The 23,812-nt window shown below is 73.0% G+C and carries 24 protein-coding genes and 1 pseudogene; 7 read left to right on the top strand and 18 right to left on the bottom strand.

The window, feature by feature from the left end; genetic code table 11:
• Window positions 1-2: 2 nt before the first annotated feature.
• From AB0I21_RS00840 to AB0I21_RS00830, 3 genes are all read right to left on the bottom strand, one after another.
• The gene (locus AB0I21_RS00840) at window positions 3-953 is read right to left on the bottom strand and encodes a hypothetical protein (protein ID WP_360558019.1); all 951 of its coding nucleotides are present in this window, start codon (window positions 951-953) and stop codon (window positions 3-5) included.
• The gene (locus tag AB0I21_RS00835; RefSeq protein ID WP_203845204.1) at window positions 950-1,273 is read right to left on the bottom strand and encodes a PadR family transcriptional regulator; all 324 of its coding nucleotides are present in this window, start codon (window positions 1,271-1,273) and stop codon (window positions 950-952) included. Before AB0I21_RS00835 ends, AB0I21_RS00840 begins: the two co-directional genes overlap by 4 nt.
• 102 nt (window positions 1,274-1,375) lie before the next feature.
• Entirely contained in the window at window positions 1,376-1,999 is a 624-nt protein-coding gene (locus tag AB0I21_RS00830; protein WP_354890861.1) for a hypothetical protein, read from the bottom strand.
• A gap of 129 nt (window positions 2,000-2,128) precedes the next feature.
• Here AB0I21_RS00830 and AB0I21_RS00825 point away from each other — a divergent pair, with 129 nt between their 5' ends.
• Window positions 2,129-2,551, top strand: a complete 423-nt coding sequence (locus tag AB0I21_RS00825; RefSeq protein ID WP_344501734.1) for a hypothetical protein — start codon at window positions 2,129-2,131, stop codon at window positions 2,549-2,551.
• Window positions 2,552-2,561: 10 nt separating this feature from the next.
• Here AB0I21_RS00825 and AB0I21_RS00820 read toward each other — a convergent pair whose 3' ends face one another.
• Both AB0I21_RS00820 and AB0I21_RS00815 read right to left on the bottom strand, forming a co-directional pair.
• Window positions 2,562-3,485 (bottom strand): Ppx/GppA phosphatase family protein, encoded by a 924-nt coding sequence (locus AB0I21_RS00820; protein ID WP_360558016.1) that lies wholly within the window; start codon window positions 3,483-3,485, stop codon window positions 2,562-2,564.
• A gap of 9 nt (window positions 3,486-3,494) precedes the next feature.
• Complete coding sequence (locus tag AB0I21_RS00815; protein ID WP_344501736.1) at window positions 3,495-3,992, bottom strand: amino-acid N-acetyltransferase; 498 nt, start codon at window positions 3,990-3,992, stop codon at window positions 3,495-3,497.
• Between the two features lie 33 nt (window positions 3,993-4,025).
• Here AB0I21_RS00815 and AB0I21_RS00810 point away from each other — a divergent pair, with 33 nt between their 5' ends.
• The 3 genes from AB0I21_RS00810 to AB0I21_RS00800 all read left to right on the top strand — a co-directional run bounded on the left by AB0I21_RS00810 (window position 4,026) and on the right by AB0I21_RS00800 (window position 6,292).
• Complete coding sequence (locus AB0I21_RS00810; protein ID WP_360558014.1) at window positions 4,026-4,496, top strand: cellulose binding domain-containing protein; 471 nt, start codon at window positions 4,026-4,028, stop codon at window positions 4,494-4,496.
• Window positions 4,497-4,539: 43 nt separating this feature from the next.
• A complete protein-coding gene (locus AB0I21_RS00805) occupies window positions 4,540-5,283 on the top strand; it encodes a hypothetical protein (protein WP_360558012.1) in 744 nt (247 codons plus the stop codon).
• A gap of 67 nt (window positions 5,284-5,350) precedes the next feature.
• Window positions 5,351-6,292, top strand: coding sequence for a phosphotransferase (locus AB0I21_RS00800; protein ID WP_360558010.1), 942 nt, complete (start codon window positions 5,351-5,353; stop codon window positions 6,290-6,292).
• A gap of 353 nt (window positions 6,293-6,645) precedes the next feature.
• On the opposite strand, the pseudogene AB0I21_RS00795 reads toward AB0I21_RS00800, so the two are convergent.
• The 5 genes and pseudogenes from AB0I21_RS00795 to AB0I21_RS00775 all read right to left on the bottom strand — a co-directional run bounded on the left by AB0I21_RS00795 (window position 6,646) and on the right by AB0I21_RS00775 (window position 12,457).
• Window positions 6,646-7,193, bottom strand: a pseudogene (locus tag AB0I21_RS00795) (DUF501 domain-containing protein).
• A gap of 204 nt (window positions 7,194-7,397) precedes the next feature.
• On the bottom strand, window positions 7,398-7,823 hold the full coding sequence (locus AB0I21_RS00790; RefSeq protein ID WP_360558008.1) for a septum formation initiator family protein: 426 nt from the start codon (window positions 7,821-7,823) through the stop codon (window positions 7,398-7,400).
• Between the two features lie 202 nt (window positions 7,824-8,025).
• On the bottom strand, window positions 8,026-9,303 hold the full coding sequence (eno, locus tag AB0I21_RS00785; protein ID WP_360558006.1) for a phosphopyruvate hydratase: 1,278 nt from the start codon (window positions 9,301-9,303) through the stop codon (window positions 8,026-8,028).
• 86 nt (window positions 9,304-9,389) lie between these two features.
• Window positions 9,390-11,003 (bottom strand): DUF885 domain-containing protein, encoded by a 1,614-nt coding sequence (locus AB0I21_RS00780; protein WP_344501743.1) that lies wholly within the window; start codon window positions 11,001-11,003, stop codon window positions 9,390-9,392.
• 86 nt (window positions 11,004-11,089) lie between these two features.
• Window positions 11,090-12,457 (bottom strand): PLP-dependent aminotransferase family protein, encoded by a 1,368-nt coding sequence (locus AB0I21_RS00775; RefSeq protein WP_354890859.1) that lies wholly within the window; start codon window positions 12,455-12,457, stop codon window positions 11,090-11,092.
• Between the two features lie 69 nt (window positions 12,458-12,526).
• On the opposite strand from AB0I21_RS00775, the gene AB0I21_RS00770 reads away from it, so the two are divergent.
• The 3 genes from AB0I21_RS00770 to AB0I21_RS00760 are packed head-to-tail and all read left to right on the top strand — an operon-like array spanning window position 12,527 to window position 15,369.
• Window positions 12,527-13,516: a DMT family transporter gene (locus AB0I21_RS00770; protein ID WP_360558003.1), complete on the top strand. Its 990-nt coding sequence runs from the start codon at window positions 12,527-12,529 to the stop codon at window positions 13,514-13,516.
• Window positions 13,402-14,187, top strand: coding sequence for a patatin-like phospholipase family protein (locus AB0I21_RS00765; protein ID WP_360558001.1), 786 nt, complete (start codon window positions 13,402-13,404; stop codon window positions 14,185-14,187). The genes AB0I21_RS00770 and AB0I21_RS00765 overlap by 115 nt, the downstream gene beginning before the upstream one ends.
• A gap of 51 nt (window positions 14,188-14,238) precedes the next feature.
• On the top strand, window positions 14,239-15,369 hold the full coding sequence (locus tag AB0I21_RS00760) for a Fic family protein (RefSeq protein WP_360558000.1): 1,131 nt from the start codon (window positions 14,239-14,241) through the stop codon (window positions 15,367-15,369).
• On the opposite strand, the gene AB0I21_RS00755 is transcribed toward AB0I21_RS00760, so the two are convergent.
• Genes AB0I21_RS00755 through AB0I21_RS00720 form a run of 8 tightly spaced genes read right to left on the bottom strand, consistent with a single transcriptional unit; the run spans window position 15,339 to window position 23,783 of the window.
• A complete protein-coding gene (locus AB0I21_RS00755; RefSeq protein WP_360557999.1) occupies window positions 15,339-16,286 on the bottom strand; it encodes a MazG family protein in 948 nt (315 codons plus the stop codon). The genes AB0I21_RS00760 and AB0I21_RS00755 overlap by 31 nt on opposite strands.
• Window positions 16,287-16,292: 6 nt before the next feature.
• Complete coding sequence (locus AB0I21_RS00750) at window positions 16,293-16,976, bottom strand: hypothetical protein (protein ID WP_360557998.1); 684 nt, start codon at window positions 16,974-16,976, stop codon at window positions 16,293-16,295.
• A gap of 2 nt (window positions 16,977-16,978) precedes the next feature.
• Complete coding sequence (locus tag AB0I21_RS00745; protein ID WP_360557997.1) at window positions 16,979-18,058, bottom strand: endoglucanase; 1,080 nt, start codon at window positions 18,056-18,058, stop codon at window positions 16,979-16,981.
• Between the two features lie 23 nt (window positions 18,059-18,081).
• Entirely contained in the window at window positions 18,082-18,828 is a 747-nt protein-coding gene (locus tag AB0I21_RS00740; protein ID WP_344501750.1) for a methyltransferase domain-containing protein, read from the bottom strand.
• Entirely contained in the window at window positions 18,825-20,318 is a 1,494-nt protein-coding gene (locus AB0I21_RS00735; protein ID WP_360557995.1) for a lipopolysaccharide biosynthesis protein, read from the bottom strand. The genes AB0I21_RS00740 and AB0I21_RS00735 overlap by 4 nt, the downstream gene beginning before the upstream one ends.
• The gene (locus AB0I21_RS00730) at window positions 20,315-21,202 is read right to left on the bottom strand and encodes a sulfotransferase domain-containing protein (RefSeq protein WP_360557993.1); all 888 of its coding nucleotides are present in this window, start codon (window positions 21,200-21,202) and stop codon (window positions 20,315-20,317) included. The genes AB0I21_RS00735 and AB0I21_RS00730 overlap by 4 nt, the downstream gene beginning before the upstream one ends.
• Before the next feature lie 2 nt (window positions 21,203-21,204).
• Window positions 21,205-22,413, bottom strand: a complete 1,209-nt coding sequence (locus tag AB0I21_RS00725) for a hypothetical protein (RefSeq protein WP_360557992.1) — start codon at window positions 22,411-22,413, stop codon at window positions 21,205-21,207.
• Window positions 22,410-23,783, bottom strand: coding sequence for a hypothetical protein (locus AB0I21_RS00720; RefSeq protein WP_360557990.1), 1,374 nt, complete (start codon window positions 23,781-23,783; stop codon window positions 22,410-22,412). The genes AB0I21_RS00725 and AB0I21_RS00720 overlap by 4 nt, the downstream gene beginning before the upstream one ends.
• Window positions 23,784-23,812 lie beyond the last annotated feature (29 nt).

The following is a 23,812-nucleotide window of genomic DNA, read 5'->3' as shown; positions in this document are numbered from 1 at the left end:
AACTAGCGGGACGGGCTCGGGCTGAGCGACGCCGATGGGGACGCGGACGCCGACGCCGATCCGGACGCGGCGGGGGATGCGGAGGAAGGTGCGGAAGGCGACGGTGACACGGACGGCGACGGCGTCTCGGACTCGCCGGGGCGGGGCGTGCCGAGGCACAGCGGGTAGCTCACCGGCTTGGACTCGTCGCCGGTGGTGCAGCGCCAGTAGTCGCCGACCTGGATCGGCTGGCCGTTCTGGTCGTACAGGGTGATGTGCTGCAACGAGCGGCCCTGCTCGTCGACCGGGAAGACGTTGGTCACGCTGTCGAAGCGGCCGCCGCTGGTCGGGTAGTAGTCCTGGCTGCTGCCATACCCCCGCAGCAGGCTCGGCGCGTTCGCGATCACGAACAGCACGCCGACGACGGCGACGGCGGTCCCGGCGAACCGGATCCAGCGGGGCGCCCGGGGCACGCCCGTCGCGCCGACGCGGATCGACACGACGATCGCGACCGCCAGCAGCAGCCAGCCGATCGGGTCGTCGAAGCGGTCGGCGGGCACCACGTCCATGGCGAAGATCAGCACCACGATCCCGACCGCGCGGGCGATCCACCAGGCCGGGCGCAGCAGCCGCAGGAACTCTGTCGCCCGCGGGTAGCCGATGACCCGGCCGGCGCGCCGGTCGAGGTCCGGCAGGGCGGCGACGAACCGCTCGTAGTAGACGACGACCGGCGCCCGGCCGGCCTCCGCTCCCGCGGCGGCCTCGAGACCGGCGGCGGCGCGCAACTCGGCGGCGTAGGTCGCCGGCGGGCCGAGCCGGTCGACGAGCGGGCCGCCCTGCTCCTCGAGCACCTCGGCGAAGTGCGCCGGCAGGTCCTCGAGCAGCTCGTCGCGGGTCTCCGCGGGCAGGTCGGCGAGGGCCGCGGCCACCCGCTCGTAGTAGTAGTCGATCTCGATCGTGGCTGCCTCGGTCACGACGTCTCCCCGATCAACTGGTCCATGGTCGTGGCGAAGCCCCGCCACACCTTGCCCGAGGCGCCGAGCTGGGTCCGGCCGGCGGCGTTCAGCGCGTAGTACTTGCGGTGCGGCCCCGACTCGCTGGGGACCACGTAGGTGGTGAGCATCCCGGCCTGGAAGAGCCGGCGCAGGGTGCCATACACGGAGGCGTCGCCGACCTCGTCGAGCCCGGCCGACCGCAGGCGGCGCAGGATGTCGTAGCCATACCCGTCCTCGTCCCGCAGGACGGCGAGCACGGCCAGGTCGAGGACCCCTTTGAGCAGCTGGGTGGTGTCCACGGGAAGCAGAGTAGTACGCAATGCGCAGTACTATCAAGTGCACAAGCGCCGACGGGCGGCCCGCGTGTCGCGGACCGCCCGTCAGGACGTGGTTCGGGGGAACTACTTGGCGGGACCCAGGCAGAGCGCCTGCCCCTTGGCCGGGTCGGTGCCCTGCCAGAGCACGGACTCCGCGCCCTGCTCGATGTACGCGTCACAGACGGTGGTCTTCTGCTTCAGCGCGTCTGCCCGCGCCACCTTGTCGACGATGCCGATGACCTTGTACTTCGCCTTGGCGTCGGTGCACTTGACGATGTTGAGGTCGACCTCTTTGGTGCTCGAGCCGGTGATCTCGTCACCCGCGAGGCAGTCGCCGACCTTGGCGTTGGTCGAGCTGTCCTTGGCGAAGTACCAGATCGCGCCGCCACACCCGACGCACAGCACGGCGAGGACCGCGACGATGATCAGGATGACCTTGCCGGCCTTGCCCCGGCGGGGCGGAGGCGGCGGGGCGCCGAAGGGCGGGCCGGGCGGCGCGCCGAAGGGAGGCTGGTCGCCGTACTGCGGGGCGCCACCGTACTGCGGCTGCTCCCCGTACTGCGGGGCGCCGAACTGGGGCTGCTGCCCGTACTGCGGCTGTTGCCCGTACTGCGGCTGCTGGCCGTACTGTGGTGGCTGCTGCCCGTATGGATCACCGCCACCGGGGGGCGGCGGATAGCCGCCGGGCGGCGGGTACTGATCAGACATGTGCTTCCTTCCGGATATGCCGCAAATATCACCCTAACGTGCTCCTTGAGCCCGGGGGGTGACGGCCCACGATAACCGCAGGTGCGAGATGCATACAGTCAGGTGCGCGCACGTATTACGGTGTGCGCCGTGACCGATCTGTTGAAACGCCTCGCCTCAGCGCCCGGTGTCTACCGCGGGCGCGGCGACGGGCTGGAGTCCGGGCCGTTCGTCGCCCGCATCAAGGTGACGTCGGTGGTGCGCGGCAACGCGATCACCCTCGACTACGAGGCGGTCAGTGACAGCAAGGGCCTGCAACACGTTGAGCACACCATCCTCACGGCGAGTGAGGCCGGGCGGCTCGAACTCCACGTCACGTGCCTGGAACTGCCCGGTGTGACCCGGTTTGTGGAGCACGAGCCCGGGGTGTTCAACGCGTACGAGGGGCCTATGCCCGCGAAGATCATCATGACGATGCCGGCCGAGGGCGTCCTGACCTACGGCTGGTGGTGGTCCCGCGACGACGCCGACCCGCGCGAGCAGTCCCGCGCCGAGGTGCGCCGCACCGGCTGAGCCGGGCCGGTCACCTCTGACGTAAACACGACATCGCGACGCCGTCCAGGATGTCGGATTCGGAGGCGATGACGGCGTCCGCACCGGAGCGCTCCAGGATGATCCGCAGGATCAGCGCGCCGGCACCGATCACGTCGGCGCGCCCCGGGTGCATGACGGCGTTGGCGAGCCGCTGCTCCGGCGTGGCGGCGAGCAGGTCCGCGGTCACCTTCGCCACGTCGGCGGTGGAGACCCGGGCCCGGTGGATGTGCTCCGGCACGTATTCGGTCAGCCCCAGCGCCAGGGCGGTGACGGTGGTCACCGACCCGGCCAGCCCCACGAACGTGCGGGCCCGGCCGGCGTCGACCGCCGCGAGGGCCCGGTCGACCGCGCCGGTGATGTCCTTCTCGGCCGCCGCGACCTGCGCCGCCGTCGGCGGGTGGTCGTGCAGGTGGCGCTCGGTGAGCCGGACGCAGCCGATGTCGACGCTGATCGCGGCGTCGACGCCGCCGGCGGAGCCCACCACGAACTCGGTCGAGCCGCCGCCGATGTCGAAGACCAGGAACGGCGGCTCGGCCCCCAGCCCCTGGACCGCGCCGGCGAACGTGAGGCGGGCCTCCTCGTCGCCGCTGACGACCTCCGGGGCGAAGCCGAGGGTGGCGGTGACCATGGCCCGGAAGTCGTCGGCGTTGGACGCGTCCCGGCTCGCGCTGGTGGCGACCATCCGGGCGCGGTCCACCCCGGCCGCGGCGATCTCGGCCGCGTAGTGGACCAGGGCGACGCGGGTGCGCTCGATCGCCGCCTCCGCCAGCCGCCCCGTCCGGTCGACGCCCTCGCCCAGCCGCACGATGCGCATCTGCCGGGTGACGTCGACGAGCGACCCGTCGGGCTGGGCATCGGCGATCAGCAGGCGGACGGAGTTCGTTCCACAGTCGATGGCCGCGACGCGAGTCATACGATCAAGCTACAGATGCAGCAGCATCCGGTGGTTGCCGAGGGTGTTGGGCTTGACCCGCTCCAGGTCGAGGAACTCCGCGACGCCCTCGTCGTACGAACGCAGCAGCTCCTCGTAGACCTGATGGGTGACCGGCGTGCCGTCGATCGGCACGAAGCCGAACGAGCCGAAGAACCGGGTCTCGAACGTGAGCACGAACACCCGCCGGACGCCGATCTCGCGGGCCGCGGTGAGCAGCTCCGACACGATCCTGTGCCCGATCTTGTGCCCGCGCGTGGTCGGATCGACCGCGACGGTGCGCACCTCGGCCAGGTCCTCCCACATGACGTGCAGCGCGCCGCAGCCGACGATCACCCCGTCGCGCTCGGCGACCCAGAACTCCTGCACGGCCTCGTACAGCGCCACCATCGGCTTCGACAGCAGCCGCCGGTCCGCCACGTACATGGCGACCAGCCGCCGGATGCCCCGCACGTCTGCGGTCCGGGCCCGCCGGACGGTTACCTCCATGACGGTCAGGGTAGTGGCGCGCGGATGTGGCATATGACACGTGAGCGCGTGCTTGTCGTCACCGCCGCGGTGGCGACCGTGGCCGCGGGCACCATGACCGTCTTGTACCTGACGCAGGAACCCGCCGCGAAGGTGGTGACCGTGGAGCGGACCCAGCTCGTGACGCCGAGCGCCTCGGCCGGCAAACCTGTCGCGAAGGGCGGCGTGAAGGCCGGCTACGCCGTGCGCAGCAAGTGGAAGGACGGCTTCAACGCCGAGGTGACGGTCACCAACATCGGCAGCCAGCCGCTGCAGGGCTGGGTCGTGCAGCTGCAGCTGCCGCCGCACGTGGAGACGACGTCCACCTGGGGCGCCGCGGCCGAGCACAAGGCCGACCGGCTGACGCTGCGCTCCCAGTCGTGGAACACGTACCTGGAGCCGGGCGGGTCGATCCGGATGGGGTTCGAGGCGAAGGGCGCCGCGGCCGACCCGGTCAGCTGCACCGTCAACGGGTCGCCCTGCTGACAGTTCGTTGAAAGACCCGGTGACCGGCCCCACATTGGGCGGCATGCATCGTGCCGGTACCCGAATCCTGACCGTCGTGCTCGCGACCGCGCTCGGCGCCGGCGCGCTCGGCTGCGGTCTCATCAACCAGGTCAAGCAGACCGTCGACAACGTCTCCGCGATCACCGACCTCGCCGACCGGATGGGCAAGTCCGGGAGCCTGACCTTCACCGCCGAGTACAAGACCGACGACGGCACCCCGACGACCGTGGTGCAGCAGCCGCCGAAGGCCGCGTACATCGGCAAGGACGGCCGCTTCATCCTCACCGAGGACGCACTGCTGGTCTGCACCGGCAAGAGCGGCCAGAAGGTCGTCTGCCAGAAGAGCGCCGTGCAGACGGGCCAGCTGTCCTCCGCCGACCAGGCCGCCTACCTCTCCGCCGTCGCGGGCGGTGGCTTCATCAACACGGAGATGGCGCTCGGCCTGATGACGGCGGCGGCTCTTGTACCGGGTGTCAAGATCGCCGAGAACACCGCGACCATCGCCGGCCAGAAGAGCGACTGCCTCGACGTCACCGGCATCCCGCAGGACGCCAACGCGGGCCCGAACGACGTCACGGCCAAGGAGTTTCACGTCTGCGTCGCCGAGAGCGGCCTGCTCACCCGGTTCAAGGGCGTGGGCACCGACGACAAGGCCATCGGCGTCGAGCTCAGCAAGTACAGCGACAAGGTCGACGCGCAGGCGTTCCTCGCCCCGAAGGGCGCCCAGATCGTCGAGGGCACCGCGCCGCCGGTCGCTGGTAAGTAACCGTTCCTGTCCTACTCTGTAGTCGTCGGGCGGCGAAGGCGCCGGGGCTGCCGTAACGTGCAGAACCGTGCTGACGCCGCCCGCTGGTCTTCCCGAAGACGCGCTCAAGGAGGCCCTTCTCCGCGAGTGGGGCCTTTCCGTCGCGTCGCTGGGCTACCGGGCGGTCGGCTTCGGCAGCCACCACTGGGAGGTCGCCGACGACGGCGGCAACCGCTGGTTCGTCACCGTCGATCAGGACGCCGACGTGGCCCGCCTCACCGCGTCGCTGAGCGTCGCCGTCGACCTGCACGCCACCGGCCGCACCTTCGCCGTCGCCCCCGTGCCGACCCGCCGCGGCGAGCCGCTGTTCCTGCTGGGGCGCTTCGCCGTCGCGCTGTTTCCGTTCGTCGACGGGCAGAGCTTCGACTGGAACGCCTTCCGCGGCCCCGAGCACCGCCAAGCCACCCTCGACATGATCATCCAGCTGCACACCGCGCCCGCGATCGTCCACCGCCACGCCCGCGTCGACGACTTCGCCGTCCCCGGCCGCGCCGAGATCGAGGCGGCGCTGAAGGCCCCGGGCCCCGACTGCGGCCCCTACGCCCGCCTGGCCGCGGAGCTCCTCGCCGGCCACCGGGAGGCCCTGGCCGGCCTGCTCGCCCGCTACGACGAGCTGGTCCTGGACAGCCACGGCGAGCCGGTCCGCGCGGTCCTCACCCACGGCGAGCCCCACTCGGGCAACACCATGCTCACCCCGACCGGCTGGCGCCTCATCGACTGGGACACCGTCCTGATCTCCCCGCCCGAGCGCGACCTGTGGCTCATCGAGCCCGGCGACGGCTCGATCTTCTCGGCCTACGCGGCGGCCACCGGCGTCCTGCCCCGCCCCTCGACCATCATGCTGTACCAGCTGCGCTGGGCCCTGACCGACATCGCCGTCGAGGTGCGCCGCTTCCGCCGCCCCCACACCGGCACCGCCGACGACCTCGAAGGCTGGGAGATCCTCCGCTCCGTCGTCACCCGCATCTGAGCTGTAATTCCCCCCACCGCTGTCGCGGCGGGGCCCGGCGGGGATTCTCACCCGCACCCCAATGCGCCGCTCCGCGGCGCACTGCCCGCGCTGAGGCGCGTGGCAGGGCAAGCGGCGCGTGCGCGCCGCATCCGGTGGCCGGCCGCCGTCGTGGCCGGGGTCAGCGTCCGCCGTGAGCCCGGGTGCCGCGAGTCCGGGTGGCCGACGTGGCCGGGTGGCCGACGTGGCCGGGTGGCCGACGTGGCCGGCGTAGTGATCGAAGTCGCGTGGTGGCTGTTCGGGCGGCCGTTTCGCGACTTGGATCTTCGGGCGGTTCACCGACGGTGGACGGGCGTCCCGGGGGCGCGGCGGGGTCAGGCGGGTGGGGGGACGCAGGGGCCGGCGGCCCACCACTCCGCGGCGAGGGCGAGGGTCTCGTCGCCGAACGGGTTGACGCCCGGGCCGACCGCGAGGGCGTGGCCCAGGTGGACGTGCAGGCACTTCACGCGGGTCGGCATGCCGCCGGCGGAGACGCCGGCGATCTCGTCGACGTGGCCGACCTGTTCGCGGCGGCGGAGGTAGTCCTCGTGGGCGGCTTCGTACGCCTTGCGCAGCTCAGGGTCCTCGGCGAGGCGGGCGCCCATCTCGCGCATCAGGCCGGACGACTCCAGGCGGCTGCACTCGTGCACGGCGCGCGGGCAGGTCAGGTAGAACAGGGTCGGGAACGGGGTGCCGTCGGGCAGCCTCGGGGTCGTCTCGACCACGTCGGGCAGGCCGCAGGGGCAGCGGTGGGCGACCGCGCGGGTGCCGCGCGGGGTGCGGCCGAGCTGGGCGGCCACCACCGCGAGATCCTCCTCGGTGGCCGGCTCGAACTCCGTCGCGGAAGCGGAAGCGGGAGCCGACCCGGCACCCGGCCCGGCAGCTGGCTCAGCACCCGGCCCGACAGCCGACCCGGCAGGCGGCTCAGCACCCGAGCCGGCAGCGGGAGCCGCCTCGGCGGCCGGCTCCTCAAGACCGGAAGGCGCCGCAGGCGAAGGCGCCGCAGGCGAAGGCACCCCAGGCGAAGGCACCCCAGGCGAAGGGGCCGCCGACCCGGGGGCCGTCGGCTCGAATTCCGTTGTCATCCTCAGTCCGCCGCCTCGACGCTCGACCACAGTTTGCCGTACCAGGGCCGGGAAGACTTCTCCGCGCCGGGGATCGCGGCCGGGTCGGTCTGCTGGCCGCGCGCCGGGTCGATCACGACGATCGACTTCTCGCCCGGCAGCACCATGTTGAGCCGCTGGCGGGCCTGGCTGATCACATACTCGTTGTCATTCCACTTCGCCGCCCGCTCCGCCATCTCGGCGATCTTGACGGTCTGGCGCTCCTGGCTCTGCTCCAGGGCGGAGATCTCCGCCTGCTGGGCCAGGTAGACCCGGACCGGGTAGGCGTAGGCGAGCAGGAGGACGCTCAGGAGGAGGCCGAGGACCACGGCTCGGCTGGTGAAGCGCTTGGGCTGCGGCGCCCGGGTGCGCATCGCGGCGCCGCCGGACGACACGGACCTGCGGGCCACGGTCGGCCTGGCCGGTGCCCGGCCCGCTCCGGCCCGCCCGGCAGCGCCCCGAGGACCCGAGGCCCTGGTGGGCGTGCCGCGCCCGCCCGGCCTGGTGCGCTGCTGCATGCCCTCCCCCTAGGTTCGCCGCCGGGGGCTGTGCCACCACCCCCGGAGAAGCGCCCGCGGCTCCCCAGGAGAGAGCCGCGGGCGTGAAACCGGACTAACGGTACCGCGGGAACGCGCCCCGACCGGCGTAGCGCGCCGCGTCGTCGAGCTCGTCCTCGATGCGCAGGAGCTGGTTGTACTTGGCGACCCGCTCGGACCGGGCCGGGGCGCCGGTCTTGATCTGGCCGCTGCCGACCGCGACCGCGAGGTCGGCGATCGTGGTGTCCTCGGTCTCGCCGGAGCGGTGGCTCATCATCGTGCGGAAGCCGGCGCGGTGCGCCAGGTCGACGGCGTCGAGCGTCTCGGTGAGCGAGCCGATCTGGTTGACCTTGACGAGCACCGCGTTGGCGGTGTCGGTGGCGATGCCGCGGGCGATGCGCTGCGGGTTGGTGACGAAGAGGTCGTCGCCGACGATCTGGATGCGGCCGCCGAGCGCGTCGGTCATCGCCTTCCAGCCGTCCCAGTCCTCCTCCGACAGCGGGTCCTCGATGGACACGATCGGGTAGGCGTCGACGAGCTGGGTGTAGTAGGCGATCATCTCGTCGGAGGACTTGCCGCCACCCTCGAAGGTGTACGCGCCCTCCTTGTAGAACTCGGTGGCGGCCACGTCGAGGGCGAGGACGATGTCGCTGCCCAGCGAGAAGCCGGCCTTCTCCACGGCCTCGGCGATCAGGTCGAGCGCGGCGGCGTTGGTCGGCAGGTTGGGCGCGAAGCCGCCCTCGTCGCCGAGGCCGGTCGACAGGCCCTTCTTCTTCAGGACCGACTTGAGCGAGTGGTAGACCTCGGCACCGGTGCGCAGCGCCTCGCGGAAGGTCGGCGCGCCGATCGGGGCGATCATGAACTCCTGGACGTCGACGTTGGAGTCGGCGTGGGAGCCACCGTTGAGGATGTTGAGCATCGGCACCGGCAGCAGGTGCGCGTTGGGGCCGCCGAGGTACTTGAACAGGCTGAGACCGGCCGAGTCGGCGGCGGCCTTGGCGACCGCGAGGGACACGCCCAGGATCGCGTTGGCGCCGAGGTTGGACTTCTCCGGCGTGCCGTCGAGGTCGAGCATGGCCTGGTCGACGAGGCGCTGCTCGGTGGCGTCGAAGCCGCGGACGGCCTCGGCGATGCGCTCGTTCACGTTCTCGACGGCCTTCTCGACGCCCTTGCCGAGGTAACGCTTCGAGTCGCCGTCGCGCAACTCGTTGGCCTCGAAGGCGCCGGTCGAAGCGCCGGACGGGACAGCCGCGCGGGCCAGGGTGCCGTCGTCGAGGACGACCTCGACCTCGACGGTCGGGTTGCCCCGCGAGTCGAGGATCTCCCGCGCGCCGATTGCTTCAATCGTGGCCACTGTCACTCCTTGCAGACAAAGATTGGTCGGCCGCCACGGTGCGGCACCCTGAGCCTATCGGTTGCACCGATCTTGCCGACCTGGACCTAGATGTTGAGCAGCGTTCGCAGGTGACGGGGCGGGGGTGAGCCGTGCGCGAGCATCTGGTCGTGCCAGTCGCGCAGCGTGACGTTCACCGGTCGTTCATCGGCGATCTCGCGGACCTCGGTGTAGCCCACGAAGTACGTCGACAGCTGCGTCGAGGACAGCAGCGCCCGGCGCCACTTCCCGGCCGCCTCGCCCTCCTCCTGGAAGCCGGGGCCCATCATGAGCTCCATCGCCTCCTGCTCGGTCATCCCGTCGCAGTGGATCCGCTGGTCGATGATGGCGTTGATGCTCATCCGCAGCTGCATCTTGAGCTGCTGCAGCCGCACCGGCAGGCCACCGAACCCGCGCTCGGCCAGCAGCTGCTCCGCGTACACCGCCCAACCCTCGACGAACGGCCCGCTCCAGCCGATCACCCGGGCCCGCGTGCGGCCCCGGAAGCGTCGGGCGTGCGCGAGCTGCAGGAAGTGGCCGGGGGTCGCCTCGTGGACCGTGAGGTCGCGCAGCATGTGGCTGTTGTACTCGCGGTAGAACGACGCGACCCGCTCCGCGCTCCAGTCCGACGGGGTGGGTGAGATGCAGTAGAACGTCGGCAGCTCGGCGGACTCCAGCAGGCCGGGCGGATCGCAGTACGCGACGGCGAACCCCCGGGCGAACTCCGGCATCTCCATGATGACCAGCGGGTCGTCGATGAGGGTGACGAGGTCGTGCTCCCGGACGAACGCGGTGGCCTCCGCGAGGGCGACCTTCGCCAGGTCCACGATCGTGTCGTTGTCCGGCACGTCGGCGGCGGCCTGCGCGAACGCGGCGCGGACCGTCTCGTCGGACTCCGGCCCGCCGGTCAGCTCGGCGGCCGCCGCCCGCAGCTGGGCGGTCACCTCCGCGAGGTTGTCCTCGGCGCGCCGCAGGACCGTCGCGGCGCCGAGCTCGGTGTCCAGGGTGTGCCACAGCCGGGCCTCCCACAGCCGCCGGCCGAGCCGCGGGTCCCGGTCGGCGGTGTCGATCCGCTCGCGCAGCCAGGCGGCGAACCCGTCGAGCTCGGCCGCGGCGCGCTCCTGCAACGGGCGGACCACGTCGGCCAGCCCGGGCGCCTCCTTCAGCAGGTCGCCGAGCTCGTCCCGTACCAGTGCCGCGGTGCCCTGGAACTGCCCCGCCGCGGTCTCCACGTGGACCCGTGGCATGTCGGTGAGCGTGTCCCGGGCGGTCGCGAGCGCGTCGGGGATCGCCGACAGCCGCGCCGCGATCGAGACCAGCCGCTCCTCCGCCGGTGCGAACGGCCGGGCGATCAGCGCGTTCAGCAGCGTCGCCGGGTTGTGGGCGAGCGGGTTCCACTCGTGCTCGCGGATCTCGGTCCGCTCGAACAGCATCCGCTCGACCCGCGCCAGGAGCACCGCGTGGTCGACCTGCTCCTGCGGGTCCAGCAGGTCGAGGTCGACCTGGGTCAGCGCGGCGGAGGCGTCGCGGAGCATGTCGACGTCGCCGGCGACCGCCTCCGCGGACAGGTCCGGCAGCCGGTCGTCGAAGCGGTGGTCGCCGGCCGACGCCGCGAGCCGGGGGTCGGACTCCAGGAGCGCGTCGGCGATGTGCTCGGCCAGTGGCACGAAGTCATGCGGCATGGCTTCGAACCTAGCCGAGAAACCAAAACGAGGAACCTGGCCGAGAAACCAAACGACGAGCCTGGCCGAGAAACCGAACGACGAACCTAGACGAGACCGGCGAGGGTCCTGACCGCCCTGGCGAGCTCGTGCGGGGTGTGCGCGGCGTACCCGAGGACGAGCCCCGGCGGTCCCTTGCGGACCCGCAGCGACGACAGGGCGAGGGGCCCGAGCCCGCTCGCGAGCGCGCGCTGCGCCACGGCCCGGTCGTCGGTGCCCGGCGGCAGCTCCACGACCAGGTGCAGCCCGGCGGCGATCCCGCCGATGCGGGCCCGCGGCAGGTGCCGGCGCAGCGCGGCGACCACCGCGTCGCGGCGCTCCCGGTGCAGCCGCCGGGCCCGGCGCAGGTGCCGGTCGTAGCCGCCGGCGGCGAGGAACTCGGCGAACGCGAGCTGCTGCAGCGCCGGCCCGCCGTTGTCGGCGTCCGCCTTCGCCGCGCGCAGCGTCTGGTGGAGCCCCGGCGGCGGCGCGAGCCAGCCCAGCCGCAGCCCCGGCGCGAGGACCTTGCTCACCGAGCCGACGAGCGCGACCCGGTCCGGCGCGAGCCCCTGCAGGCAGGCGACGGGCTCGCGGTCGTAGCGGTGCTCGGCGTCGTAGTCGTCCTCGACGATCAGCCCGCCGACCCGGCGGGCCCAGGCGATCAGGTCGGTGCGCCGCTGCGGGGCGAGCACCACGCCGGTCGGGAACTGGTGCGCGGGGGTGACGACGACCGCCGTGCACCTGCTGCGTGCGAGCGCCCGCACGTCGAGGCCGTCGTCGTCGACCGGCACCGGCACCACGTCGAGCCCGAGCCGCTGCAGGTGCTCCCGCAGCGCCGAGGGGCCCGGATCCTCCAGCGCGATCCGCCGCACGTCCTGCGCCAGCAGCGCCTTCGCCAGCAGGGCCAGGCCCTGGGTGACGCCGGCGGTGACGATCAGCCCTTCCGGCGGCACCAGCGCGGCCCTGACCCGCCCGAGGTAGCCCGACAGCTCCTGGCGCAGCCGGGGCGCGCCGGTCGCGTCGCCGTAGTCGAAGTCGGCGTCCAGGGCGCTGGTCAGGGCCGTCTCGTATGCCCGCCGCCACGCCGTGCGCGGAAACATCCCCAGGTCGGGCACGCCCGGGCGCAGTGGCGCGACCGCGACGGGCCGGTCCGGCGGGTCGCTGCGACGGCGCTGCACCGGTGCGGAGACGGCGGCGACGACCGTCCCGGACCCCCGCCGCGTCAGCAGGCGCCCCTCGGCCGTGAGCTGCTCGTATGCCCCGACGACAAGGCCCCGCGAGACACCGAGGTCGGCGGCGAGGTCCCTGGTCGACGGCAGCCGCGTCCCGGGCGCCAGCCGCCCCCCGGTGATCGCCTCGCGGAGCGCACCGACGAGCTGGTCGCCGACCCGCGGCCGAGTGCGGTCAAGCTCGACCAACGCCTCCCAGACCGACAAAGTGGACCTCCAAACGCGGGGCTCGGTGGCACTGTAGCGTGGACCACTGGCGATCGTAAGTTCGCTGTCATGAACCGGCTGCACACCTTTTACTGCGTGCTGACCTGCGCGATCCTGGGCTCCTCGTTCACCGTCAGCCGATCGTTGGCCGACTTCCCGGTCCTGACCGGCCAGGCGCTGCGGTACACCCTCGCCGCGGCCGCGCTCGCCCTCCTCACCAGCTGGCTGCGGCCCACGGGCCGCGAGCTGCTGCGCCTGGTGGGCGTCGCGGCGACCGGGCTGGTCGGTTTCAACGTGCTGCTCATGTACGCCCTGCGCCACGCCGACCCCGCGGCCATCGGCACGATCGTCGGCGCCAGCCCGCTGCTGCTCGCCCTGCTCGGCCCGCTACAGGAGCGCCGCCGGCCCGCCCCGCGCCTGCTCCTCGCCGCCGCGGTCGTGGTCCTCGGCGCGGTCCTCGTGCAGGGCGGCGGCCGCATCGACGGGCCCGGCCTCGCCGCCGCGACCGGCGTCCTCGTCTGCGAGGCGGCGTTCTCGCTGCTGGCCGCGCCGCTGCTGCCCCGGCTGGGGCCGGTGCGGGTGTCGGCGTGGAGCACCGCCCTCGCCGTCCCGCTCCTTCTCGTCGCCCTCCCCTTCACCGGCGAGGTGCCACGCCTGCCGTCCGCCGGCGAGGCCGCCGCCCTGGCCTTCCTGGGTCTGGTGCTGACCGTGGTCGCGTTCGTCTGCTGGTACAGCGGCGTCGCCCACCTCGGCATCGAACGCGCCGGCGTGTTCGTCGGCCTGGTCCCGGTCTTCGCCCTGCTCACGGTCGCCGTGGTGGACCGGGTCACGCCCGACCCGCGCCAGCTGCTCGGCGTCGCGGCCGTCTCCGCCGGCCTGGTCCTCGGCCTGCGCGGCGGTCCGCGATCCCCGGACACCGGCGCCGGCCGTGATAACCAGGATGCATGGAACGCACCGCACTCGTCCTCGGCGCCGGCGGCATCACCGGCGTCGCCTGGCAGCTCGGTCTCCTCATCGGCCTCGCCCGGCAAGGCCTCGACCTCACCCGCGCGGACCTGATCGTCGGCACCTCCGCCGGCGCGATCACCGGCGCCCTCGTCGCCGCCGGCCACGACCCGGCCGCGGCGGCCGCGATGGAGGCCCCGCTCGGCCCCGGCGACCCGCGCATCCGCGCCGACTGGACCCGCGGCGCCGTCGCGTTCCAGCTGCTGCAGGACCCATCACTGCCACCCGCGGAGCTGCGCCGCCGGATCGGCGCGATCGCCCTCGAAGCCGAGGTCGGGCCGCCCGAGCCGTGGCTGGCGTCCTTCGCCCGCCGCCTGCCGATCGACCGCTTCCCCGACCGCCTGCTCGTCACCGCCGTCGACACCGCCACCGGCGAGCCGGCCTTCTGGACCGCGGCGTCCGGCGTCCCGCTGGTGCCGGCCGTCGCCGCGAGCTGCGCGGTGCCGTGCCTGTTCCCGCCGATGCCCGTCAACGGCGGGAGGTACATGGACGGCGGCGTCCGCTCCCGCACCAACGCCGACCTGGCCGCCGGCTACGACCGCGTCGTCGTCCTCGCGCCGCGCATCCCGATGCTCCAGCGCGACACCCCCGCCACGGGCACGCTGATCGAGCCTGACCCCGCCTCCCAGTCCGCCATCGGCGGCAACGTCTTCGACCCGTCCCGCTGGCCCGCCGTCGTCGAGGCCGCCACCCACCAGGGCGCCACCCACCCCCTCCCCTGGTGAGCGGGCCGCAATGCCGCGGTGTTCTCATGGTTTTGCCGATATAATTTCCGCATGTTGTACGAGACCCCTCGCCTGGTCGACGAGGATCGTCGGGTCCTGGACGAGCTGGACCGGATGCGCGAGGCCTTGCGGTTCCAGGTCGCCACGCCACATCGGTGGACCGGGCAGCTCCGGCGACAACTGGTTGCCCGTGGGATCAAGGGATCCAACTCGATCGAGGGCTACGAGGTCTCCGTCGACGACGCCGCGGCGGCGGCCTCCGGCGATGAGCCGCTCGACGCGGACGCCGCGGTTTGGGATGAGATCACCGGCTACCGGGACGCGTTGACGTACGTGCAGCAGCTCGCGCACTCCGCCGAGTTCCGCTACCACTACATGCTGCTCAACGGCCTGCACTACATGCTGCTCAAGCACCATCCTGACCGGTGGCCGGGCAGGTTCCGCCCCGGCGGGATCTGGATCACCGACCACTCGACGGGCGAGGTGGTCTACACCGGGCCCGACGCCGACGTGGTGCAGGGGCTGATGCAGGAGCTCGCGGACTGGCTCCAGGACGGCGACCTGGACGCCCCGCTCTTCGTGCGGGCGGCGATGGCGCACCTCAACCTGGTCAGCATCCACCCCTGGCGGGACGGCAACGGCCGGATGTCGCGGTGCCTGCACACGCTGGTCCTCGCACGCGACGCGGTGCTCGCGCCGGAGTTCTCGTCCATCGAGGAGTGGCTCGGCACCGGGCGCAATACGTTCGACTATTACGACGCGCTCCACGAAGTCCAGGGGGGACGGTGGCAACCGCATGGGGAGGCGCTGCCGTGGGTGCGGTTCTGCCTGCGGGCGCACCACATGCAGATGCAGCGGGTCCGGCAGCGGCTGGACCGCGCGGTGGCGCTGTGGGAGCGGCTCGAGGCGCTGGGGCTGCCGAGCCGCACCACATCGGCGCTGTACGAAGCGGCCGAGGGCGGCAGAGTACGGCGCACCTCGTACCAACGCGACGAAGGCCTGACGACGGACCAGGCGACCCGGGACCTGCGGATGCTGGTGGAGCGCGGGCTGCTGGAGCAGCGCGGGCAGACCAGGGGGCGGTTCTACGTCGCGGCCGGGGTGGTCCGGGAGCTGGCGGAGGGCTACCGGCCGGCGGCGTTGCGGGACCCTTATTCGGCGCGGCGGACGGCGTCCATGTAGGCCAGGGCGGCGGCGCGCAGGGCGGCCTCGGCGTCCCGGCCGGTCCGGTCGGCCTCGACCACCAGGGCGAAGAGGGCGGCGCCGAGCGGGTCGGCGGGGGTGAAGTCGACGGTGAGGCCGGCGCGGGCGACGCGGTGCAAGAGCTTCGCGGTCAGGGCGAGCGCGGGCTGGGAGAGGGCGACCCCGTCGACGGCGGAGCCGCGGGACTTCTCGGCCTGCTTGATCTGCTCCCAGTTGGCGATGATGTCGTCGATGCCGCCGACCTGGGTGTCGGCGAAGACGTGGGGGTTGCGGCGGATGAGCTTGGCGACGAGGTCGCCGGCGACGTCGTCGAGGGTGAACCTGTCGGAGGTGTCCGCCGCCTCTTCGGCGAGGCGGGCGTGCAGCACGACCTGGAGCAGGACGTCGCCGAGCTCCTCGCGGACCGCTTCGGGGTCGGCGTCGCGGATGGCGTCGTAGAGCTCGTACGCCTCCTCGAGCAGGAACGGCGCCAGGCTCTCGTGCGTCTGTGCCCGCTTCCACGCGTCGCCGGTCTCGGGGTGCATGAGCCGGTCCATGACCGTGACGGCGTCCAGGACGCGGGCGCCGGGCGGGTCCCAGGAGCCGTAGAGCAGCTCCAGGGCGGCGAGGCCGGGCTCGCGGGCCAGCCGCAGGCCCAGCGAGCGGGCGAGCTCCTCGTCGCCGTCGGGGGCGGCGAGCCAGACGATGGTGCCGTGCTCGGCGAGGGCGTCGAGCAGGACCTCGACGGCGGGGTCCACGACGGTCACGGTGGCGCCGGCGGCCCGCAGCGCGTCGACCTGCGGGGAGTCGGATCCGGTGTACACCGGATGGGCGCGGACCACGTCCCACGCCTCGGCGGTGAGCACGCCGGCCGGGAGGCGGGGCGAGGTCACCAGCAGGATCACGCTGCCCGGCACAGTTCCTCAGACCTCCTCGGCGAGACCTCCGTCGAAGGTCAGATGGACCAGGATACTGGCCCGGGCGACGCCGCCCCGGCCGATGTCGACGGTGACCGGCAGCCCGTACGTGAGGCCCTGGAACCGCGGGTTGACGGTGATGCCCGAGCCGGCGACGGCGTCGTCGAGCTGCCGGCGCAGCGCGATCATCCGGCCGATCGCGTCGCGGGTCAGCAGGTACTGGACCTGCTCGAACGCGTAGAAGTCGGAGACCGGGCGGCCACTGGCGAACAACAGCGCGTCGAAGGCGGCCCGCTGCTGCGCGAGATCCGGCTCGACGGGCGTGACGGCGGCGGCGAGGGTGACCAGGATGTCCTGGGCCTCGGTGACCAGCGGCACGATCGGCGCGTCCGGGGCGACGCCGTAGTACTGCGCGACCAGGCCGGGGTCGGTGTCGTGGCGCAGCGCGAGGCCGCGCGAGGCGGCGAGCCGGCCGCCGACGTCCCGGATGATCATGGAGCCGAGGACGTATCCGGTGACGTTGCCGCGTTGGGCGGGGGCGTAGGTCAGGTCGTCGGCGACGGCGGTGACCTGGTCGATGGTGACGGCGCCGTCGCCCAGGTAGGCGGCGACCCCCGGGTCGGACCGGCAGCCGGCGAGGGACGCGCACGCCAGCGCCGCGACCAGCGCGAACACACGGAACCGGGGCATCGTCACTTCTTCCTCGTCTTGCCGGCGACGGCGGTGGTCATCGGCGTGTAGTGCGGGTCCTGGGCAAGGGACTGGCGGAAGGCGCCGAGGACCGTGGGGTCGTCCGACACCTGGAACTGCTGCGTGGGGCCCTTGTTGTCCGTCGGGTCGGACTCGAAGTACATCACGGCCCGGATCTGCGGGTTGGCCTTGAACGTCGCGGACGCGTCACGCAGCCATGCGGCGCGCTGCTCGGTGCCCCACGCGCGAGCCACCCCGAACTCGCCGATCATCACCGGCTTCGTCGGGTGGGCCGCGCAGAACTCCAGGAACTGCCGCATCAGCTCGCCGATCGTGCCGTACCTGGAGCCGGCGTAGACGTCGACGCAGTTCCAGTCGACGGCGTCGTCGCCGGGGTAGAACTCGGCCGCGTAGCCGCCCTGGAAGCCTTCCACGGTCGGGCACCAGACCCAGGACGCGTTGGTGGCGCCCTCCTCGGTGAAGATGGCGCGCACGTGCCGCCAGGCGGCGATGTAGTCCTCCCCCGACCACATCTGGGCCCGCAGGTTGGGGCGGTCCATCTCCCACCGGAAGCGCATCAGCACCGGCTTGCCGAACGCCTTGAGCTCGCGGGCCCGGTCGCGGATGAGCGTGTCGTAACGACCCAGGGTGATGAGCCTGGTGTCGCCGCTCGCCCACGACAGCATGAGGGTCGTGCCCCGGGCGGCGAACTGCTCGTCGGAGGCGTTGAAGAAGTTCTCGTCGAAGCGGCGGTACGTGTTGACGATCGCCATCTTGCGGCCGACGGTCTTCTCCCACGCCGTCATCGCCGACAGCCGGCCCGACTCGGTGAGGTGCTCCGGCCGGACCCACGCGCCGAGGTACGAGCCGTGCGTCGGCGGCGCGATGGGCCCGGCCGCGAACGGGCCGGTCGAGGTGGCGATGGCCGGCGGTGCCCCGGGCGCGCCCGGGGGTGCCTGGGTGCCGGTCGGCGACGGCCGCGGGGCCGGGGTGTCCTTCGTGGACATCACGCTGAGGGTCACCGCCGTCGCACCCGCCACGACGGCGACCACGACGGCGGCGACGATCCCGATCCGCTTCACTGCGAGAAGGTCCTCCGCTAGAGCTACTTGGGTATCCGCCGTGCCACGTAGAGCACGTCGGTGGCCACCCCCGAGAGGCGGCGGCTGCGCGCGGCGATGTCGTCGGTGCGGCGGGCGACCGGGCGCAGCCATTCGCGCCGGTACGCCCCGGCCGGGCACAGCGCGAAACCGCGCCGCTCGACGACCTCGAAGCCGTGCCGGGCGAGGAGCTGCTCCACCTCGGCGTGGTGCAGCTCCGCGAACCAGCTGTTGGTGCGGTTGGAGCGGTACCGCAGGTGCCGCAGCGACGAGCGGTTGCCGTGGTTCTCCACGACGAGCAGGCCCGAGTCCGCCTCCGGCAGGATCTTCGCGGCGAAGGCGATCGCCCGGTCCCGGACGTCCTTGGGCGCGTTGAGCAGCAGCCGGAACACGGTCACCAGCGCCGGGCCGTCGACCGTGGCCGGCTCCGGGATGGGCCCGTCGCCGGCGACCTGGTGCAGCTTCGCGTAGACGCCCGCCTCCTGGGCCTTGGCGAGCATCTGGGCGGACACGTCGTAGCCGTGCGCCGCCCGTACGACACCGTGCAGCAGCTTGATCGCCCGGCCGGTGCCGCACGCGAAGTCGTGCTGGACGGGCCGGCGGGCGGTGAACTCCCGGCGGACCAGGCGGCGCAGGAACGCGCGCTGCCGGCCGCTCACCGCCGTCGAGTAGGTCTCCGGCGCGTAGACCACCCGCTCGTACTTGTCGACCGCCGCATCCGACTGGAAGACCTCCGCGTAGTCGGTTCTCATCGCTCCCCCTGCATCAGAACGTGCCTCAAACGCACGGCCGCGTAGCAGTACACGGCCGCACCCGCCCCCGTGGCGGCGAACTTCACCATCAGCCCGTGGACCGGCAGCACGGCCAGCTGCGGCACGGCGAAACACGATGTGGCCAACCCGCAGGCGAGCAGCGTGGCACGCCCGAACGGGTGCAGGCCGAGGCCCCGCACGACCTGCACGAGCGGGACCAGGTTGTTGACGAGCACCGCGGCGCACAGGCCGACGGCGGCGCCGAACGCGCCGAGCCGGGGGATCAGCAGCGCGTCGACGCCGAGCATCGTGACCAGGGCGAGGCCGACGTTGGCGAGGTTCCACCACGTGCGGCCGGCCATGGCGAGGACGACGTCGACCATGCCGCACGCGGTCGCGACCATCATCGTGGCGGCGAGGAGCCGCACGATGCGCGCGCCGCCCTCGTAGTGCTCGCCGAAGAGGTCGAGGTACAGGTGGGCGTAGGTGAACATCAGCAGGTACAACGGCCAGCAGGCGAGCACCACCCAGGCGGTCGCCTGGCGGTAGAGCAGGTTCGCGCCGGCCTTGTCCCGCACGGCGAGGCGCTCGGCGAGGCGCGGCTGGACGGACTGGGTGACCCCCTGGTTGACGAACTGCCCGAGGATGACGAAGCGGCCGGCGACGGCGTACATGGCGGCGGGTGCCAAGCCGGCGAGCGCCGCGACGAGCAGCACGTCGACGCGCTGCAGCGCCATCTGCGCGAAGCTGGCGACGGCGCGGGGCGCGGTGAACGCCCAGAACCGCCGCGGGGTGAAGTCGGAGCGCTTTGCCGCTTCCGCCGCAGGGCCCGTGATCCGGGTGCGGAGCCGGGTCAGGGCCACGCCGGCGAACAGCGCGGCCGGCAGGTAGGGCAGCGCCCACAGCGCGGCGAACACGTCCGGGCCCCAGCCTGTGGCCCACACCAGCGCCAGGAGGACCAGCTGCGCGCCGGGCCGCATGACCCGGTCGAGCAGCACGGTCGGGCGCATCGAGCGCAGCCCGCGGGTCGCCGCGAGCAGCGCGTCGCTGACCGTGGCGAGCGGCAGGAACACGGCGAGCGTGCGGACCAGGTCGGGCCGGCCCGGCAGCAGGTCCGCGGCGAACCACAGGCCGCCGGCGATGACCAGCGCCGCCACGACGACCGGGACCAGCGCCGCGCGCAGGCACTCCCGCAGCCGCGACAGGTCGCCGACCGCGCGCATCCGCGCCGGCCAGTACACCAGCGACGTCTGCACGCCGAGCTTGGCGACCGTGACGCCGAGGCCGAAGACGGCGGTCGCGGCGAAGAACGCGCCCGCGCCGCGCGGGTCGAGGGCACGGGCGGCCAGCCACGTGACGCCGAGCCCGGCGACGCCGGTGCAGACGGTGCCGGCGAGGTTGGCAAGGCCGCCCCGGGCGGCGCCGCGCAGCATGCCGCCGGGCGACTCCAGACCGGCTCCGGCGGTGGGCTTGTCGAGGGTCGCCGTCACGCCGGACTGTCCGCCGTGGACAGCCACGAGGGACGGCGGCCGAGCCAGGCGGCGAGCCGCTCGTCGTAGGGCGCGTAGTGCGCGGCGAGCTCCTGGGCGATCGAGTCGTCGAGGCGGTTACGGGGGCGGGCGTTGTGCCGCTCGAACGCCGGGTACTGGCCGACCCGCGGCAGGCCGAGGAAGTCCAGGACGGCGTCGTACACGGGCTCCGGGCGCAGGAAGAACTCGGTGCTGTCCACGACGTGCACCCGGTCGCGGCCGAGCAGCGCGGCCATCGGCTCGATGTACTCGATGTATTCGCCGCGGGCCCGGTACGCGTGGTGCTGGTGGGCGAAGCTGTAGGCGGACGGGTCGCTGACGAGCAGCTCCCGCTGACCGGCGAGCCGGGCCGGCTCCAGCGCGAGCGCCTTGCCGAAGTCGACCTCGGGCTCGAAGCCGCGGGCGACCTCGTGCGCGTGCTGGGAGTAGGCGCGCTCGACCGGGTCGCGGACCAGCACGACGAGCTTCACGCCCGGCAGGTCCTTGGCGATCCGGGCCAGGGCGTGCGGGTGGTACATGTAGTACGGGCTGGACTCGAACGTCTGCGCCGGCACGCCGAGCTCGTCGCGGATCCGCTCGGACCGCCGCTGCAGCGGGAAGTGCCCGCGGTACCAGCGCAGCCCGTGGTGGTAGCCGACGTCGAAGTAGTGCACGCCCTTGTGCAGCACGGCCTTGATGACGGCCGGGTGCGCGGCGAGCGCGCGGTAGAGCGACGTGGTGCCGCAGCGCTGCCCGCCGCAGATCAGGAACTGCGGCAGCATCCGCCGGTTGGCGGTGAGCTGCCCGTAGTTGCGGGATCCGAAGTGGATGATCCGCTTCATCGTGTCGGGAACCTGCACGGGCATGGTTACAGAGCCTCCACTCGCGCGACGAGAACGGGCAGCAGCCAGCTGCCGAGCACGCCCAGCCGGGCGCCGGCCTCCGCCTGCCGGTCGGTGACGTACCGGGTGGCCAGGTCGATGAGGTAGAGCAGGGTGGTCACCTCGACCGCCTGGCGGTGCACCACGCCGAACGGCAGCAGCAGCTCGGGCGCGGCGTCGATGAGGTCGTTGACGGCCTGGGCCGCCGACGGTGCCCGGCCGATGCCGATCTGCAGCGCGTGGTGCAGCGCGTCGTAGCCGATCGGGACGCCGGGGGTGAAGCGTTCCCAGTCCCAGACCAGAATCGTGTCGGCGAGGGAGGCCATGTTCCACGGGGACCAGTCGCCGTGCCAGGAGCCGTAGGTGAGCTGGACGCCGCCGGCGGCGCGGGCGATCCGCTCGGCCGCGGCCCGCAGCGCGCCGCCCTCGGCGTGGCCGCTGATCGCGTCGAGCCGGGCCCGCAGCCGGGTCCAGTACCCGCTGTCGTCGAGGCGGCCGCGGCGGGTGCCGCAGCAGGCGGCGACCTCGCCCATCGCCTTGGCGAGCCGGGGCGCGGTCAGCGGGACCCTGGGCCGCCACACCGGCAGCGCCGACTGCACGAGGACCTCGTGCTCGCCCCACTGTCCGATGTGGATCGCGTCGGGCACCCGCAGCGCCTTGAGCCCGGCGGTCGACACGGCGGCCAGGGCGTTGCCCTCGGCCTTGACCAGGGTGCGGGTCAGCGCCGACGTGCCGAGCTTCGCGAACGCCATGGTGGCGCCGGACTCGGTGAGCAGTTGCAGCACCGGCTTGCGGTTGGCCCGCGCCGGTCCGATGTGGACGCTGAGCCGCACGTCGGTGCCGAGGGCCCGGCGCAGGTACGTGTCGATGGTGTCGGCGCCGGGCGTGATCCGCAGCCGGTCGCGCAGCAGCACCGACGAGGCGCCGGTGCGCAGGGCGGCGACGACCGCGTCGCGCTTGAGCTTCGCCATCCGGGACTGCGGCTCGGCGTAGCGGCGCACGGCGGCGGCGGCGAGGCGGCGGTCGTCGGCGGGCACGAGCAGCCGCGGCTTGCGGGCGTTCGGCACGACCAGGTATTCGACGACTCCGGATCCCTGCCCCGGGTACAGCAGGGCGAGGACCTCCTCGATGTACTGCGCGCGCAGCTGCTCGTCGTCGACCTGCAGCGCGGCCGGGGCGGTCTTCACTGGGCTCATCGGCTCTCCAAACGGTTGCGCCACAGGACGGCATACGCGAGGAAGGTCAGCGCCAGCGGGGTGACGAGCGCGTTGTACCAGAACATCGCGGCGAAGCTGGACACGATCGCGGCGGACGCGGCGAGGCCGGCGGGGGTCGCGTCGCGCCGGAAGCGCCACAGCCCGACCACGAAGAACCCCAGGTAGGTGCCGGTGCCGAGCAGCCCGTGCGCGAAGAGGAGCTGCCACAGCTGGCCGTTGCCGCCGATGGTGAAGTTGCCGCAGCGCTCGCAGCCGTCGCTCTCCCCGACGGCGATGGAGTTGCGGCCGCCGATGGTGTTGCGGGTGGATCCGAAGCCGATCAGCGGCGACTCGGCCACCCCGCCGACGGCCTTCTCCGTGGTGTACATGCGGACCCCGTTGGACTTGCCGTCCTCGAGCCGGGCGCTGACGACGTCGCCCAGCGGCGTGGTGGCGACGGCGACCACGACGGCGATGCCGGCGACGCCGACCAGGCCGAGGGCGGCGAGGCGGCCGCGCAGCGCCAGGCGCACCGACACGTACAGCGCCATGACGCCCAGGCCGATCCACAGCCCGCGGTTGAGCGAGTAGACGATCGGCGCCATCGCCGCGAGGAGGACGACGGCGGTGCCCGTCTTGACCTTCCTGCTCCTGGTCAGCGACCAGCCGGCGACGAGCATCCAGCCGATGAGGAGGCAGACGTTGTTGCCCCAGGTGTTGGTGTACCCCCAGGGCGCGCCGGGGCGCGGGGTCTCCCCGCCGAGCAGGTTCATGATCTGCGCCGCGGTCGGGTGGACCAGCGACTGGATGAAGCTGTTCTCGCGCAGGTGGTGCGGCAGCAGCAGCTCCAGCGGCGCGGTGAACTCGAACGTGGGCGCGGCCATGCCGAGCAGCCCGCCGGCGACGGTGATGACGAAGAGCCACGCGAGCAGCCGGACGAACCGCTGCTGCGGCAGCTCCCGGCGGCCGACGTTGCCGGCGTAGACCAGGATCACGGTCAGCGCCGCGTAGCCGCCGAGGCGGTACGTGTAGGAGACCAGCCGGCTGGCGGCGGTGCCCGGCACGGTGCCGGCCGGGTCGGCGCCGAGGCTGAACAGCCCCAGCGCGACCACGGCGAGGAACAGCAGCCACAGCAGGAAGCCGGGCGGCAGCTTGACGAGCTGCCCCGACGCGCGGTGCCGCAGCAGCGACACCAGCATCGGCACGGCGACCAGGAAGAAGATCAGGGTGCCGAGGCCCAGCGCCCACCACAGCGGGTACAGCAGGAGCAGGCCGGTCACGGGCCAGGCGGGCAGCCGGTGCGCCCGTTTCAGCAGGCCGGTCGCCGGTGCCGCCGCCTGCGACGAGGGATGGTTCGCGAGGGCGGTCATCCCGCCACCTCCGCTTCGCTGCGGCGTCG

It is taken from the genome of Dactylosporangium sp. NPDC050588 (assembly GCF_040654975.1).
Lineage (GTDB): Bacteria > Actinomycetota > Actinomycetes > Mycobacteriales > Micromonosporaceae > Dactylosporangium > Dactylosporangium maewongense.
This window is presented reverse-complemented; position numbering and strand designations above follow the sequence as displayed.

Coding starts and splice junctions, on each gene's coding strand:
- AB0I21_RS00725 (WP_360557992.1), bottom strand. CDS start 22,413: ATGAGCCCAGTGAAGACCGCCCCGGCCGCGCTGCAGGTCGACGACGAG.
- AB0I21_RS00750 (WP_360557998.1), bottom strand. CDS start 16,976: ATGCCCCGGTTCCGTGTGTTCGCGCTGGTCGCGGCGCTGGCGTGCGCG.
- AB0I21_RS00805 (WP_360558012.1), top strand. CDS start 4,540: ATGCATCGTGCCGGTACCCGAATCCTGACCGTCGTGCTCGCGACCGCG.
- AB0I21_RS00810 (WP_360558014.1), top strand. CDS start 4,026: ATGACACGTGAGCGCGTGCTTGTCGTCACCGCCGCGGTGGCGACCGTG.
- AB0I21_RS00820 (WP_360558016.1), bottom strand. CDS start 3,485: ATGACTCGCGTCGCGGCCATCGACTGTGGAACGAACTCCGTCCGCCTG.
- AB0I21_RS00770 (WP_360558003.1), top strand. CDS start 12,527: ATGAACCGGCTGCACACCTTTTACTGCGTGCTGACCTGCGCGATCCTG.
- AB0I21_RS00740 (WP_344501750.1), bottom strand. CDS start 18,828: ATGAGAACCGACTACGCGGAGGTCTTCCAGTCGGATGCGGCGGTCGAC.
- AB0I21_RS00780 (WP_344501743.1), bottom strand. CDS start 11,003: ATGCCGCATGACTTCGTGCCACTGGCCGAGCACATCGCCGACGCGCTC.
- AB0I21_RS00760 (WP_360558000.1), top strand. CDS start 14,239: ATGTTGTACGAGACCCCTCGCCTGGTCGACGAGGATCGTCGGGTCCTG.
- AB0I21_RS00730 (WP_360557993.1), bottom strand. CDS start 21,202: ATGCCCGTGCAGGTTCCCGACACGATGAAGCGGATCATCCACTTCGGA.
- AB0I21_RS00720 (WP_360557990.1), bottom strand. CDS start 23,783: ATGACCGCCCTCGCGAACCATCCCTCGTCGCAGGCGGCGGCACCGGCG.
- AB0I21_RS00830 (WP_354890861.1), bottom strand. CDS start 1,999: ATGTCTGATCAGTACCCGCCGCCCGGCGGCTATCCGCCGCCCCCCGGT.
- AB0I21_RS00765 (WP_360558001.1), top strand. CDS start 13,402: ATGGAACGCACCGCACTCGTCCTCGGCGCCGGCGGCATCACCGGCGTC.
- AB0I21_RS00815 (WP_344501736.1), bottom strand. CDS start 3,992: ATGGAGGTAACCGTCCGGCGGGCCCGGACCGCAGACGTGCGGGGCATC.